We start from the raw sequence: 14312 nt of genomic DNA, 5'->3' as shown, positions 1-14312 counted from the left end.
CCGGCAAGTGACGAACGGGGTGAACGATCAGTGTGCCGCACCCAAGGTCTTGGTGGCTCGTGCGGCTGCTTGCTCCTGCCCTGCCCCAGCCAATTCATCCGCCGCTTTCAGCCAACGCTGTGAATCGACATTGGCCGGAAGCTGCGTGGGACGCTGGAGCAGCACCGCCCAGCCACCCGCGCTCTTGAAGGCCGATTCGAAGGCACTGAAGCTGATCAATTGCCGCCGGTTCATGCCTGATCGCAGCAATACCGTCTGCTTCTGACGGTTGTAGCCGGCGAGAATCCCATACCGAGGCTCGGCCCAGAACGCCGAACCGTCTATGTAGCGCACCAGCACCGGATAACCTGCCGCGACCTGTTCCAACAGCGCGGGCAGCTTGGCGTCGAGGGGATACACCAGCAACCCGTATTCGCGCGCCAGGGTTTGCATATTCTGCTGCAAACCGGTTTCGCCACCCGGCAGGTGCAATGGTTTCTCCAGCAACCCCGGGGTAATTACCGTGCCTTGCAGCGTCAACAGAGCGGCCAGGGACTGCGGGGCGCCCTGGTGCATTTCGCCACGATAGAACGGCACACTGTTGAGTTCCACCCGCTCGGGCAGGCGCTGGATCTGCGGCGACACACTGCCCGCACAGCCCGCCAGGGCGACGAGACAGGACACTGTCAGTACCAGTGATCGAAAAGATGAAATGACCGGCGACATGATGACTCTCTTGTTCAGGCACCCGGCATCCGGGCCAGGCTTGGGTCGACGATCATAAGGCGCGCACAGCCCTGGGTATAGCCATAACAACAGTTTTACGAGCGCGATAGAACGAACCGATCCGTGCCCAACCGCCACGGATCGACTACCTGCAACACTTGAGCGACTAGACTGTCCACTGTACTGAGTGGGTTATCCCGGACCGGGATAAAAGGAGGCACAGATGAGCCTGACAACGACAATTCTGATGCTGATATTCGGCTGGCTGAGCGTAGCCACGGCCATGCTGTGGGGCGTGCTTCGGATCACCCGGCGCCATCACCACGCGCCAGCTGCGCAATCGGAAAAAACCACAAAAGCCGCCCGGCGCCACGCCACCGCACACTGACCACTCGCCATTCAAAACAAAAAAAGCCACCCGGGCCTGGACCCGGGTGGCTTCTGTCTGCCTGGCATCAGGCGTTGTTGGCCAACGCCCTTTCCTTGGCCCGTCGGGACAACATGTTCAACACCTCGATCGCCGCCGAGAACGCCATGGCCGCGTAGATATAGCCCTTGGGCACATGGGCACCGAAGCCTTCGGCGATCAGCGTCATGCCGATCATGATCAGGAAGCCCAGGGCCAGCATGACCACGGTCGGGTTGTCGTTGATGAACTTGGCGAGCGGTTCGGCCGCCAGCAGCATCACCAGCACCGACACAACGACTGCAATGATCATGATCGGCAGATGCTCGGTCATGCCCACGGCGGTGATGATGCTGTCGATGGAGAACACCAGGTCCAACATCAGGATCTGACCGATTGCCGCGGCAAAGCCCAGGGTCACACCGGACGTGGCTGTCTTGGGATCATCCGGCGCCGGGTCCATGCTGTGGTGGATTTCGGTGGTGGCTTTCCACAGCAGGAACAGGCCGCCGGCAATCAGGATCATGTCTTTCCAGGAAAACGCCTGGCCCAGGATTTCGATGACCGGCTCGGTCAACTGCACGATGAAAGCAATGGTGCTCAACAAGCCCAGGCGCAGGATCAGCGCCATGCCGATACCGATCCGCCGCGCCTTGGCCCGATGCTGAGCCGGCAATTTGTTGGTCAGAATCGAAATGAAGATCAGGTTATCGATGCCAAGCACGATTTCCATGACCACCAGAGTTGCCAGGGCGATCCACGCGGTGGGGCTGGCGGCGAGCTGTAAAAGATAATCCATGGGTCAGTCCTGACTGATGTGACGGGTTAGATGGTTTCGGTAGAGGATTCTGATTTTTCAGCGTCTTCAGCCGGCTGTTTCTTGGGGCTGATCAACCCGCCGGTGGCTTCGCTGATCGCCTGTTCGGCGGCCTTGTGGGTATCGTCGATGGCCTGCTTGGCGGTTTGCGCAGCTTGCCCCATCAGTTGCTGGGCACTTTTTTCAGCCTGTTCACAGCCCGCCAGTGTCATTGCGGACATCGCCAACAAGGCTGCAAGCCCCACGGATTTGTATGTCATGGAATGAACGCCTCTTGAGAGATATAGAAGGAGCACGAAGTGGCCCACCAATGGCCAGGCATTCTAGAGACGCGAATACTTCAGGAAAATTCGTATTTTCAGCGGTTATACTTCGCTTTTTACGAACTAACGTGAACCCATGCTCAATTACCGACAATTGCATTACTTCTGGGTGGTGGCGAAAACCGGCAGCATCGTGCGAGCGTGCGAGCAGTTGAACCTGACCCCACAGACCATCAGCGGGCAGATTTCCCTGTTCGAGCAGACCTATAACATCAAGCTGTTTCGTCGGGTCGGGCGGCAGTTGGAACTGACCGAGGCCGGCCGCCAGACATTGCCCTACGCCGAACACATGTTCCAGTTGGGCGGCGAATTGGAGCTGATGCTGCGGGCCCAGCCCAACGAACAGCAAACCCTGTTTCGGGTCGGGGTGGCGGATGTGGTGCCCAAATCCATCGTCTATCGATTGTTGGCACCGACCATGGAGTTGAGCGAGCCGCTACGCATCACCTGTCGCGAGGACAAACTCGAACGGTTGCTGGCGGACCTGGCGATCCAGCGTCTGGACCTGGTGATTTCCGACAGCCCGATGCCGACCCACCTGGACATCAAGGGCTACAGCCAGAAGCTGGGGGAATGCGGGATCAGCTTTTTCGCCACCGCCGCGCTGGCCGAACGCTACGGGCAGGATTTCCCCCATGGCCTGCATGACGCTCCGCTGCTGATTCCCGGGCCGGAAACCGTGGTGCGCAGCCGCTTGCAACGCTGGTTCGCCGAACAGCAGATCCAGCCGCGCATCGTCGGCGAGTTCGACGACAGCGCATTGATGCAGGCCTTCGGTCAATCCGGCAGCGGGATTTTCATCGGTCCAAGCGTGATCGCCGAAGAGGTGAAGCGCCAGTACGGCGTAGAAGTGATCGGCCAGACCGATGCGGTGAGCGAATCCTTCTACGCCATTTCCGTGGAACGCAAGGTCAGCCACCCCGGCATCGTCGCGATTGCCGAAGGCGCCCGACGCGAGTTGTTCAGCGCCTAGCAGGTAACCCGGGGCTTGAAGGTCATCAGGAGCAACGCCAGCAGGATCGATACAAAGATGAACCCGGCTGCCGCAAACCCGACACTGCCCAGGCCCAGGGTATCGATGACCCGGCCACCGACCATCGCCCCCAGGCCAATCCCCAGGTTCGCCCCGGCAATGTTCAACGATGCGGCGAACGCCGGAGCCTGTGGGGCCGCCTTCATCAGTCGCACGTGGCTGACCAGGAACAAAGCCGCCTGGGTCACGCCCCAGATGCCCATCGCCGCCGCCAGCGCGAGAGGCGAATGAATGCTCGGCACCAACGCCACCATGCCGCCGATCAGGAACAGGCAGAAGACCATCGATGCGATCAACGGATGCCGGTCCACCGCACGGCCGCCCAGGGAATTGCCCAGCAGCCCGACGGCGCCGAAGCCCATCAGGCACCAGCCCACCAGAGTGCCGTCGAATCCGGCCAGGCGCTCAAGGATATCCGCCAGATAGGTGTAGGCGGTGAACATGCCGCTGAACACCAGGATCGACAACAGCACATGCCCTTGCATCAACGGGCTGCGCAGGATCTTGAATTGCGAACGGAAACTCACCTGATGTTGGTGCAGGTTGGTTTTCGGCAAGTAGATAAACAGCAGCAAGGCCTTGGCGAAGGCAATGACAGCCAGGATCGCGAACGCGCTGCGCCAGCCAAACGCATCGGAAATCAACGTACCCACGGGAATGCCAAACACCGTGGCACAGACGATACCGAAGCCGATCCGGGCGATGGCCCGCCCGGCTAGCTGGGGTCCGACAATGTCCACCGCCGTTTCACTGGCCAGCGCCCAGAACACCGGCAGGCCCAGGGCCGGAATCAACCGGGCAATGGCCATCACCCAGATGTTGGGGGCGAACGCGGCAAGCATGTTGGCCAGACCGAACATGACCAGCACGCTGATAAACAACTTGCGCCGCTCGAAGCGGGCGAACCAGGCGGTCAGGAATGGCCCGAACGCGGCCACCGTAAACGCGAACAACGTCACCAGCAACCCGGCCTGGGGAATAGTGACATGCAGGTCACGGGCGATAGAGGGCAACAGGCCAACGATGACGAATTCCGTGGTCAGCACGGTAAAACCGGCGGCTGACAACAGGAAAATGGGTAACAACATGCAGAACTCCAGCGAAACGACGACACCAGCGTTAGCCCAAGGGCCCGCTGGCGGTAAGAAGGTGAGAACGGCAAAGCCTAACAGAATGCGCGCGTCTTACAAACGCAGGCCATGGTCCGGATAAGGGTGACGGACTGTCACAGGTCCGTCAGATTTTTTACCGGCTGTGATAAAGTCCGCGGCCTGCAAACGCCGTACTTTCTCTCGGTCCGCTCATGTGGCCTGCCCGCTTGTTGCCCTGATTCGTCGACCGTCGCACACAATAAAATCAGAGATGCCGCTATGACAGCTTCGTCCGTTACCCCATTGCAACGCCTTAAACGCACCAGCCTGGTGACGCAAATCATCATCGGCCTGATCGCCGGTATTGTCCTGGCATGGCTGGCGCCCGACCTGGCGAAGGCCACCGCATTCATCGGCAAGGTCTTCGTTTCCGCGCTCAAGGCCGTGGCGCCGATCCTGGTATTCGTGCTGGTCATGGCCTCGATCGCCAACCACAAGCACGGCCAGGAAACCCATATCCGGCCGATCCTGTTCCTCTACCTGCTGGGCACTTTCGCCGCTGCGGTGGTCGCGGTGGTGGCCAGTACGCTGTTTCCCTCCAGTCTCGTGCTGTCGACCCAAGACGTCGCGGTCACGGCGCCCGGCGGCATCAGCGAGGTGCTGCAAAGCCTGCTGCTCAGCGTGGTGGACAACCCGGTCCGGGCGCTGATGGACGGTAACTTCATCGGCATCCTGGCCTGGGCCATCGGCATGGGTATCGCCATTCGTCATGCCGGCGAAACCACACGCACTGTGCTCGACGACCTGTCCAATGGCGTGACCGTGATCGTGCGCCTGGTGATCAGCTTCGCCCCGCTGGGGATCTTCGGCCTGGTGGCCTCGACCCTGGCCACTTCCGGCTTCGGCGCCCTGCTCGGCTACCTGCACCTGCTCACCGTGTTGATCGGCTGCATGCTGTTCGTGGCGTTGGTGATCAACCCACTCATCGTGTTCTGGAAACTGCGTCGCAACCCCTACCCGCTGGTATTCACCTGCCTGCGCGAGAGTGGCATCACGGCGTTTTTCACCCGCAGCTCGGCGGCGAATATTCCGGTGAACCTGGAACTGAGCAAACGCCTGGGCCTGCACGAAGACACCTATTCGGTATCGATCCCACTGGGCGCGACCATCAACATGGCGGGCGCTGCCATTACCATCACCGTACTGACCCTGGCGGCCGTGCATACCCTGGGTATCGCAGTGGATGTGCCAACGGCCGTGCTGCTGAGCGTTGTCGCGGCCATTTGCGCGTGCGGTGCATCCGGGGTGGCTGGCGGTTCGCTGTTGCTGATTCCCCTGGCGTGCAGCCTGTTCGGTATTCCCAGCGAAATCGCCATGCAAGTGGTCGCGGTGGGCTTCATCATTGGTGTCCTGCAGGACTCGGCGGAGACGGCGCTGAACTCGTCGACGGACGTGCTGTTCACGGCGGCGGCTTGCCTGGGTGAGGAAGAGAAGCTCGCGCGTACGGCGTAATCAGGATCGACCTGCCTCTTGTGAGGTCTGTGACGCCGTCATCGCGAGCAGGCTCGCTCCCACAGGAGATTTGTTGTATAGCGTCTATTGTGCGAGCACCGTTGCCCCCCTGTGGGAGCGAGCCTGCTCGCGATAGCGGCGGTACATCCGCCGAGGATGTAACAGACAGCCACAAAAAAGCCCGGGAACGGCCCACACCGTCCCGGGCTTTTTCATGCCTGCGGGGTTAGAACGCGCCCATGTAGTCGCGCTTGCCCACTTCCACACCATTGTGGCGCAGCAATGCGTAGGTGGTGGTGACGTGGAAGAAGAACTGCGGCAGGCCGTAGGTCAGCAGGTAGCTCTGGCCGCTGAAGCGTTTTTCCTTCGGCGTGCCCGGACGGGTAACGATTTCGATACCTTCCTTGCCATCGATCTGCTCAGGGCGGATGCCCTCGATAAAGGCCAATACCTTGGTGATCAGGGCTTGCAGCTCGGCAAAGGTGGTCTCGCTGTCGTCATACTTCGGCACTTCGACCTCAGCCAGGCGTGCAGACACACCTTTGGCGAAGTCCACCGCGATCTGCACCTGACGCACCAGCGGGAACATGTCCGGGTACAGGCGGGCTTGCAGGAAGGCGTTCGGGTCGATGTTCTTCGCGGTGGCGTGGGCTTCGGCCTTGTTCAGAACGTCGCTCAACGCGTTGAGCATCTGCTTGAAAACCGGGACGGAAGCGGCGTACAGGGAAATAGTCATGGCAATCTCATGCAGGTGGCAGGAAAGAATGAATCAAACGGCTGCGATTATAGCCACGGCTTGTTGCACGGCTTGTCTTTTATTGCGCAAGGATTAGGCTAGGCGGCTTCCACAGCATAGGGAACGCGCGATGAGCATCGAAGAACAACAGCAGGCTGAAGAACCACGGCTCAATAGCACGGAAATCCGCATCCTCGGCGCACTGGTCGAGAAGCAGGCCACCAACCCCGAGACCTACCCGCTGACCCTCAACGCCCTGGTACTGGCCTGCAACCAGAAAACCAGCCGCGAACCGGTGATGAACCTCAACCCGGGCCAGGTTGGCCAGAGCCTGCGGGCGCTGGAAGGTCGCGGCTTTACCAAACTGGTGATGGGCAGCCGCGCCGACCGTTGGGAACATCGGGTCGACAAAGCCCTGGAGCTGGTGCCGGCCCAGGTGGTCCTGATGGGGTTGCTGTTCCTGCGTGGCCCGCAAACGGTCAATGAGCTACTGACCCGCAGCGCACGGATGCACGACTTCGAAGATGTCGAACAAGTGCTGCATCAGCTTGAACGCCTGATCGCCCGTGGGTTGGCGCTGCTGGTGCCACGCCAGGCCGGCCAGCGCGAGGACCGCTATGTGCACGCCATGGGCGACCCGGCGGACATCGAAGCGATTCTCGCCGCTCGCCAGCACCCGGTGGAGCGCGGCGCCGGCGGCGGTGTCTCGCTGGAACGCATCGAAGAACTCGAAGCGCGGATCGCGGCACTGGAAGAACGCCTGGCGCGGCTGGAATAGCGGCGTCTACGCCGAGCGGGCGAAGGCGACAGCTTTTTCGAATTGCTCCAGGTTGGGTCGCACGCCGGTGTACAGCACGAACTGCTCCAGGGCCTGGATCGCAATGACTTCCAGCCCGGTGATGACCCGTTTGCCTTCGGCCCGGGCGCGCACGATCAGTGGCGTTTCCGACGGGATCGCCACGACATCGAACACGGTCTCGGCCGCGGCGATGGTCCCGGGCTCGAACGCCAATTGGTCGGCCTCCGGGCCACCGGTCATGCCGATCGGCGTGACGTTGATCAGCATCTGCGGCTGTCGGCTCCCCAGTTCAGCTTGCCATTCATACCCCAGGGACTCGGCCAGGGCTCGCCCGGCGGTTTCATTGCGGGCAACGATCAGCCCGTTCTTGTAACCCCCATCACGCAAGGCACTGGCCACAGCCTTGGCCATGCCGCCGCTGCCGCGCAGGGCAAAGGTCGAGTCCTTGGGCACGGCGTGGCTTTGCAGCAACTGGGCGATGGCGATGTAATCCGTGTTGTAGGCCTTCAGATGGCCGTTGGTATTGACGATGGTGTTGATGGATTGGATCGCGGCGGCGGAAGGATCCAGCTCGTCCACCAGGGCGATGCAGGCTTCCTTGAACGGCATCGACACGCCGCAGCCGCGAATGTCCAGGGCGCGGATACCGCCCACCGCTCCAGGCAGGTCCTGGCTGCTGAATGCCTTGTAATAGAAGTTCAGGCCCAATTGTTCATACAAATGATTATGAAAGCGCAGGCCGAAGTTTCCGGGACGCCCCGAGAGCGACATGCACAGTTGGGTGTCTTTGTTGGGATTGATCTGCACGCGTGTCTCCTTGCGTTCACTTTCGGACAGACGGAAACACCGTCGCGAAAGGTTTATTCGATGATGATACCGCCCGGCCCGGCCCGATCTCCGGCCCCTGGATGACGCGGCGCGGTAAAGAAAAGCGCTACAGACCTTACACAATATTTACCCAACGGCGTCGCAAATCTTGAGAAAATCGCTGTCATAGCAAGTAACCCCGCGACCCTCATCGGGTCTGTTGCAGACCACAGGCGCCGGGGCCGAAACGAGGAACAGCCATGAATCGTAAACTTCCCATCATCGCCCTGCTCATGGGGGCACTCGCGGTCACCGGCCAGGCATCCGCCCACGGTCGTGGTGGTTGGGAGGGGCCCGCAGTGTTTGGCGCAATCGTCGGTTCGGCCATCGTCGGCTCGGCCATCATCAACCGTGATCGGCCGGTGTATGTGCAGCAACCGGTCTACGTCCAGCCGCAGCCGGTCTACTACCAGCCGCCACCACCGGTCTATTACCAGCCACAGCCGGTGTATGTAGAGCAACCGATCTACTATCGCCCGGCACCGGTGTATTACGGGCCACCACGGGGCTACTACTACGGCCCACCCCGGGGCCATTACGGCCGCTGGTAATCAGCTCTTTCGAGCAGCACAAAAAAGCCTGTGATCCTTGATCACAGGCTTTTTCATGTCCGCTGGATAACCTGTGGCGAGGGGATTTATCCCCGCTGGGGCGCGAAGCGGCCCTAAATGCCGACAACCCAGTGTGTCAGGCAGGTTAAGTTGACTGCTTAGGGGCTGCTGCGCAGCCCAGCGGGGATAAATCCCCTCGCCACAGTGTAATGGTCAGACGTGCTCGCTGCTTTTCAGTCGGATCGGCGCATGCCCTGCCGGCTCGTGAACAGACTCCGCCACCACGGGAATCTCGTTACCATCGCAATCATGCAGCTTGCCGTCGCTGAAGTAATCGCCTTCGCGCAACGCCGCCAGGTCCTGGTAACGCAACACCCGCTCGGTGCCGGCAGCGAAAACCGACTGTTGGTCGGAGTTACCCGCAGTGAGGTGGTTGAACGCCAGGTTCAGCACGATCGCCATGATTGCCGAAGAACTGATGCCCGAATGAAAGATGGTTGCGAACCAGCTCGGGAAATGGTCATAGAAATTCGGTGCGGCAATAGGAATCATGCCAAAGCCGATGGAGGTGGCGACGATGATCAGGTTGACGTTGTTGCGGTAATCGACTTTCGACAGCGTGCGGATGCCACTGGCAGCCACGGTGCCGAACAGCACGATACCGGCACCGCCCAGCACCGAGGTCGGCACCGCCGCGATCACCCGCCCCATGAACGGCAGCAGGCCGAGCACCACCAGAAACACCCCGCCGGTCGCCACTACGAAACGGCTCTTGATCCCGGTCACCGCCACCAGCCCGACGTTCTGGGCAAAGGCACTCTGGGTGAAGGAACCGAAGATCGGCGCGATCATGCTCGACAGCATATCGGCCCGCAAGCCGTTGCCCAGGCGCCTCGAGTCGACTTTGGTGTCGATGATTTCACCCACGGCCAGGATGTCGGCGGAAGTTTCCACCAGGGTCACCATGATCACAATGCACATCGACAGGATCGCGGCGATGTGGAAGGTCGGCATGCCGAAATGGAACGGGGTCGGGAAGCCGAACATCGGGCCTTGGCTGACCGATGAAAAGTCCGCCATGCCGAGGAACACAGCGATGACAGTGCCAATGACCATCGCCAACAGAATCGATAACCGGGAGATGGTGGCGCTGCCCATTTTGCTCAGCAACAACACCAGTACCAAGGTCACCGCAGCCAGGCCGATGTTGGCCATGCTGCCGAAATCAGCGGCGTGACTGTTGCCACCCATCGCCCAACGCGCCGCCACCGGCATCAGGGTCAGGCCGATGGTGGTGATCACGATGCCAGTGACCAAGGGCGGAAAGAACCGGGTGATGCGCGAAAACACCGGGGTAATCAGCAAACCGATCAGCGACGCTGCGATCACCGCACCGAGGATGGCTTGAAAGCCGCCTTCCCCGCCGCTGCCGACAATCGCCACCATGGTCGCGACGCCCGAGAACGATACACCTTGCACCAAGGGCAACTGGCAGCCGAAAAACGGCAAGCCAAGGGTTTGCAGCAACGTCGCCAAGCCCCCTGCGAACAATGACGCGGCAATCAACAGACCGATATCAGCCGGCGAAAGCCCGGCTGCCTGGCCGATGATCAACGGCACGGCGACGATGCCGCCGTACATGGTCAACACATGTTGCAGGCCGTAAGCCATATTCGCGCCGACGCCAAGGTTTTCGTCCTCGGGCCGTGGGAGTGAAACATGGGGCGTTTTCATGGTTCGGGAATTCCCTGTTTTTTGTTATGGGCACACTGTATTCAAAACTCAGGACAAATGTCCATAGAGTTGTATACAACTTGTTACCCTACCCAGGCACAGGATTCCCGCCCAACAGCCTTTTTATGGCTGGAGCAAGCCCACGACTGCTGGCCGCAACAGCTCGCGAGGCGGCACGCGCAAGTCGAATTCCTGTTCCAGCACGTCGATCAACTCGTCGGCATCGGTGAGCGATCGTCGTTCACTCTCCTGCCCTATCCGGTGCACGGCATAGCTGTTGCCGTTCAGGGTCTTGCGCAGCCCATCACCGGTGCGGGCGACCATCAACCGGCCCATGAACGGCGACTCAGGGTGGCTGCAGACGTACCAATTGCCGAGGGTGTAGTCGATGTCTTCCTGGCGTTGCAGATCGAACAGGTACATCGGCCGCCATTCGTCGGCCACGTTGGCACGCAACAGGTAACCGTCCGCATGGGTCTCGATGCGGTACGGTTCATGGGGCGTGACTTGTGCCTCACGGCTGTCCAGCAGCAGCGGCGCTGTTGGCACCATGCCACCGAAGCCGACGTCGGTGATGTAGCGCACACCCTCGAACGTCACCAGGCTCAGCCGGTGGGTCCGGGCAGTCCAAGTGCCCTCAGGCGCGTTCATCACCACGCGTCCGGTGATGCCCCGGGCCTCGAAACCCAACGTCTGCAACAACGCCAGGAACAATTGGTTGAGTTCATAGCAATAACCGCCGCGTCCTTGCTCGAACACTTTTCGCTCGACCGACTCAAGGTCGATGGGCACGGGTTGGCGCAGCAATGTCGAGAGGGTTTCAAAGGGGAATTCGGCGGTATGGCGCCATTGCAGTTGACGTAACGTGTCGAGGGTCGGCGCGGGGGGCGCATCGAAGCCCAGGCGCCGCAGATAGCGGGCCGTGTCGCTCAGTTGGGAATGACTCATGAGGGTGTCCTTTTCCGGGGGCGGCGCAGCGCTCACGACATACGCACTGCTATTGGGCGCCAGGTATAAGACATTCCCCTCACAGAGACAACAAGCGACCGGAGCGCTTCGCCCGCTCACCGCCGCTTGCGTGAAGCCAGCCGGATCCAGGTGGGCGCGTGGTCGCTGGGGTGGGGTTGGTTACGGACCCAGGCGTCCACGCCGGCCTCGCTCAGGTAGGCGCTGGCCGTCGGGTTGAGCAGCAGGTGATCGATGCGCAGTCCGGAGTTTTTCTGCCAGTGCTGGCGGAAATAATCCCAGAAGGTGTAGATCCGCTCGTCCGGATAGAGGTGGCGCAACGAATCGGTCCAGCCCTGGTCCAGCAGCCGCTGGTAGCACGCGCGGCTTTCAGGCTGCAACAGCGCATCCTTGAGCCAGGAGCGCGGGTTGTAGATGTCCATGTCGGTGGGCACCACATTGTAGTCACCGGCCAGCACCACGGGATGATCACTGGCCTGCAATCCTTGGGCATAGTCGATCAGCCGTTCGAACCACGCCAGCTTGTAGTCGAACTTCGGACCCGGTTGCGGGTTGCCGTTGGGCAGGTAAAGGCAGCCCACCAGCACACCATGGACCGCCGCCTCCAGATAGCGACTGTGGCTGTCGTCATCCCCGCCGGGCAGTCCTCGGCGGCTCTCCAGCGGCTGCGCGTCACGGGCCAGGATCGCGACACCGTTCCAGGACGCCTGCCCGTGCCAGATCGCTCCATACCCCACCGACTCCAACTCCGCCGCCGGGAAATCCTTGTCCACGGCCTTGAGCTCCTGCAAACAGACGATGTCAGGGCTCTCCCGCTCCAGCCATTCCAGCAGGTTGGGCAGCCGGGCACGGATGCCATTGATGTTGAAGGTCGCGATCCGAAGGTTTTTCATAGGTCCAGAATCCGAAATGCCAAGTCACAGTTGTGACCGACAACCGGACGCAGTGGTTGCACAGGTCTTCAGGAACCCGCGCCCCATCATCGAGATTCCAACCGATCTCAACGATCCGAGCGCGCCAGCGTATCGAGCCCACCTTCCGTCGATAGCACCGCCACGCGGTTGCGGCCGCTGTGCTTGGCCTGGTAAAGCGCCGCATCGGCCCGCTGGATGAAGACTTCAATGCTGTCCAGGCTGCTGGGGACAAAGGCATAGCAGCCCAGGCTTACCGTGAGGTAGCCGGTCGGGGAGCCGGAATGGGTGATGTGCCTGTCGATGACGCTGCGGCGGATCTGCTCGGCCAACGCCATGGCCCCCGAGAGATTGGTGTCGGGCAACAGCACCGCAAACTCTTCGCCACCATAACGTACCGCCAGATCGGCCTTGCGATGGCAACTGCTCTTGAGCACCTTGGCCACTTCCGCCAGGCAATGATCCCCGGCCACGTGTCCATAGGCGTCGTTGTAGCGTTTGAAAAAATCGATATCGAGCATGATCAGGCTCAAGGGGCTGCGCTGACGGGCGCCCCGGCCGAACTCGATGTCCAGGGCCCGCTCGAACAGGCGGCGGTTCGCCAGCCCGGTAAGGCTGTCGTGCGTGGCAATCAGCTCCAACGCTTCCTGGGCCTTGCGCAAGTCCGCCTCGATCCGTTCGCTATTACGGACCTGGCGCACGAATACCCAGCCGAACAAGCAAATGCCCAGCACCACCAGGCCGACAATGAGGCTGGACTGGAAAGCCCTGTCATGCCAGCCCGCCAGGATCGCCTCTTCGGATATCGCCGCGGTGACCACCAGCGGATAAGCCTGTAGATGTTGATGTCCATAAAGTCTGACGACACCATCGATGGCCGAACGGATGAGTGCATCGCCAGCCATGCCGCTGGCCAGGGCATGGTTGTAGATATGTTCCTCGGACAGCGGATGACCGATCCGTCCCTCATCGAAGGGACGCCGGGCCAAAAGCGTCCCGTCGGACAAAGCCAGGGCCATCTCGCCTTGATCATCCAGATTGAAGCTTTTGAAGAATCGGTCGAAGTACGACATTTTGACGCCGGCCATCAACACGCCCAGGAAGTTGCCATCCTGATCATTCAAGCGTCGGGAAACCGGGATGATCCAGTCGCCGTTTTGCCGACTGCGGATTGCCGGGCCGATATGGGCGACCAGGGAGGCGTTCTGTTGGTGGAAAGCAAAGTACTCCCGATCTGCCACCCCAGGCCCCCTGTGCAGGTTGTCAAAGGAGGTCACGACCCAGTGACCGTGCTTGTCGAACAGGAACAGGCCGTGCAATTGCTCAAGCGACTGCACGCGTCGGGCAAAAGTTTGCTGCAAGCGTGGTTGTACCGCGGGGCCGAAGCCGTCGACTTGGATCCAATCCGTCAAACTGGCCAACACCAGATCAGCCTGGAGAAAGGTGTCCTGGGCCTGCTGGGCCATGGCCCGGGCAAGAGTGGCCGAGGCGATGCGGGCCGACTCCAGATCCTGGCTGCGAGACTGCTCCAATTGCAGGTAAAGCAAACCGCACAGGCACAGGCACACCGCCGCGATAAACGTCACCGCTGCCTTGAGCAACGGCAGGCGTTTCAAGGCACCGCCAGGGGCATGGAAAGGATCGAGAATAGGGATAGGCAAGCGAGTTCCTGAAGAGGGCAAAACATGAGCGAATTCGCTCAAAGCCCCCAATATTCGAGAGCTTAGCCTACCGCTTGTGAGGCGGCAATTTGCCTGTGCAGCGGCGCCGATGGGTGGCTTGAGTGGATCCAAAAACCAGCCTGACAGCCGATAAAAATGCCCTCTCCAGGGCCCAGAGTTTCCCGCACCAAAGGCCAGTG

Annotated in this window: 15 protein-coding genes; 5 read left to right on the top strand and 10 right to left on the bottom strand. The window is 60.9% G+C overall.

Features of this window, described 5'->3' with window-relative positions; genetic code table 11:
- Positions 1 to 27 precede the first annotated feature (27 nt).
- A complete protein-coding gene (locus DTP52_RS02175) occupies positions 28 to 705 on the bottom strand; it encodes a hypothetical protein (protein WP_109751634.1) in 678 nt (225 codons plus the stop codon).
- A gap of 223 nt (positions 706 to 928) precedes the next feature.
- Here DTP52_RS02175 and DTP52_RS31155 point away from each other — a divergent pair, with 223 nt between their 5' ends.
- Positions 929 to 1093, top strand: a complete 165-nt coding sequence (locus tag DTP52_RS31155) for a hypothetical protein (RefSeq protein ID WP_176688252.1) — start codon at positions 929 to 931, stop codon at positions 1091 to 1093.
- A 67-nt stretch (positions 1094 to 1160) separates the two neighbouring features.
- Here the strand turns inward: DTP52_RS31155 and DTP52_RS02170 are convergent, their stop codons facing one another.
- Together DTP52_RS02170 and DTP52_RS02165 are read right to left on the bottom strand one after the other, a co-directional pair.
- Positions 1161 to 1910: a TerC family protein gene (locus tag DTP52_RS02170; RefSeq protein ID WP_109751633.1), complete on the bottom strand. Its 750-nt coding sequence runs from the start codon at positions 1908 to 1910 to the stop codon at positions 1161 to 1163.
- A gap of 26 nt (positions 1911 to 1936) precedes the next feature.
- Complete coding sequence (locus tag DTP52_RS02165) at positions 1937 to 2188, bottom strand: hypothetical protein (protein WP_109751632.1); 252 nt, start codon at positions 2186 to 2188, stop codon at positions 1937 to 1939.
- 139 nt (positions 2189 to 2327) lie between these two features.
- On the opposite strand from DTP52_RS02165, the gene nhaR reads away from it, so the two are divergent.
- Positions 2328 to 3224, top strand: a complete 897-nt coding sequence (gene nhaR, locus DTP52_RS02160; protein ID WP_063322135.1) for a transcriptional activator NhaR — start codon at positions 2328 to 2330, stop codon at positions 3222 to 3224.
- Here nhaR and DTP52_RS02155 read toward each other — a convergent pair.
- Positions 3221 to 4372: an MFS transporter gene (locus DTP52_RS02155; protein WP_109751631.1), complete on the bottom strand. Its 1152-nt coding sequence runs from the start codon at positions 4370 to 4372 to the stop codon at positions 3221 to 3223. The genes nhaR and DTP52_RS02155 overlap by 4 nt on opposite strands.
- Before the next feature lie 282 nt (positions 4373 to 4654).
- On the opposite strand from DTP52_RS02155, the gene sstT reads away from it, so the two are divergent.
- Positions 4655 to 5887 carry a serine/threonine transporter SstT gene (sstT, locus tag DTP52_RS02150; RefSeq protein WP_109751630.1) on the top strand — a complete coding sequence of 411 codons (1233 nt, stop codon included), beginning with the start codon at positions 4655 to 4657 and terminating at the stop codon, positions 5885 to 5887.
- Positions 5888 to 6113: 226 nt separating this feature from the next.
- Here the strand turns inward: sstT and DTP52_RS02145 are convergent, their stop codons facing one another.
- Entirely contained in the window at positions 6114 to 6623 is a 510-nt protein-coding gene (locus tag DTP52_RS02145; RefSeq protein WP_109751629.1) for a DUF1993 family protein, read from the bottom strand.
- 130 nt (positions 6624 to 6753) lie between these two features.
- Between DTP52_RS02145 and DTP52_RS02140 the strand changes: the two genes are divergently transcribed.
- Positions 6754 to 7401: a YceH family protein gene (locus DTP52_RS02140; RefSeq protein ID WP_109751628.1), complete on the top strand. Its 648-nt coding sequence runs from the start codon at positions 6754 to 6756 to the stop codon at positions 7399 to 7401.
- A 6-nt stretch (positions 7402 to 7407) separates the two neighbouring features.
- Here the strand turns inward: DTP52_RS02140 and DTP52_RS02135 are convergent, their stop codons facing one another.
- The gene (locus DTP52_RS02135) at positions 7408 to 8229 is read right to left on the bottom strand and encodes a shikimate 5-dehydrogenase (protein ID WP_109751627.1); all 822 of its coding nucleotides are present in this window, start codon (positions 8227 to 8229) and stop codon (positions 7408 to 7410) included.
- Between the two features lie 260 nt (positions 8230 to 8489).
- Between DTP52_RS02135 and DTP52_RS02130 the strand changes: the two genes are divergently transcribed.
- Entirely contained in the window at positions 8490 to 8840 is a 351-nt protein-coding gene (locus DTP52_RS02130) for a hypothetical protein (protein WP_109751626.1), read from the top strand.
- A 213-nt stretch (positions 8841 to 9053) separates the two neighbouring features.
- Here the strand turns inward: DTP52_RS02130 and DTP52_RS02125 are convergent, their stop codons facing one another.
- The 4 genes from DTP52_RS02125 to DTP52_RS02110 form a co-directional block, all read right to left on the bottom strand.
- Entirely contained in the window at positions 9054 to 10574 is a 1521-nt protein-coding gene (locus DTP52_RS02125; RefSeq protein ID WP_109751625.1) for a nucleobase:cation symporter-2 family protein, read from the bottom strand.
- Positions 10575 to 10697: 123 nt separating this feature from the next.
- Positions 10698 to 11522, bottom strand: a complete 825-nt coding sequence (locus DTP52_RS02120) for an arylamine N-acetyltransferase (protein WP_109751624.1) — start codon at positions 11520 to 11522, stop codon at positions 10698 to 10700.
- Between the two features lie 116 nt (positions 11523 to 11638).
- Positions 11639 to 12433: an exodeoxyribonuclease III gene (gene xth, locus DTP52_RS02115; RefSeq protein ID WP_109751623.1), complete on the bottom strand. Its 795-nt coding sequence runs from the start codon at positions 12431 to 12433 to the stop codon at positions 11639 to 11641.
- 107 nt (positions 12434 to 12540) lie between these two features.
- A complete protein-coding gene (locus DTP52_RS02110) occupies positions 12541 to 14112 on the bottom strand; it encodes a GGDEF domain-containing protein (RefSeq protein WP_109751622.1) in 1572 nt (523 codons plus the stop codon).
- Positions 14113 to 14312: the final 200 nt, after the last annotated feature.

Source organism: Pseudomonas sp. 43mfcvi1.1 (assembly GCF_900115935.1).
Classification (GTDB): domain Bacteria; phylum Pseudomonadota; class Gammaproteobacteria; order Pseudomonadales; family Pseudomonadaceae; genus Aquipseudomonas; species Aquipseudomonas bijieensis.
This window is presented reverse-complemented; position numbering and strand designations above follow the sequence as displayed.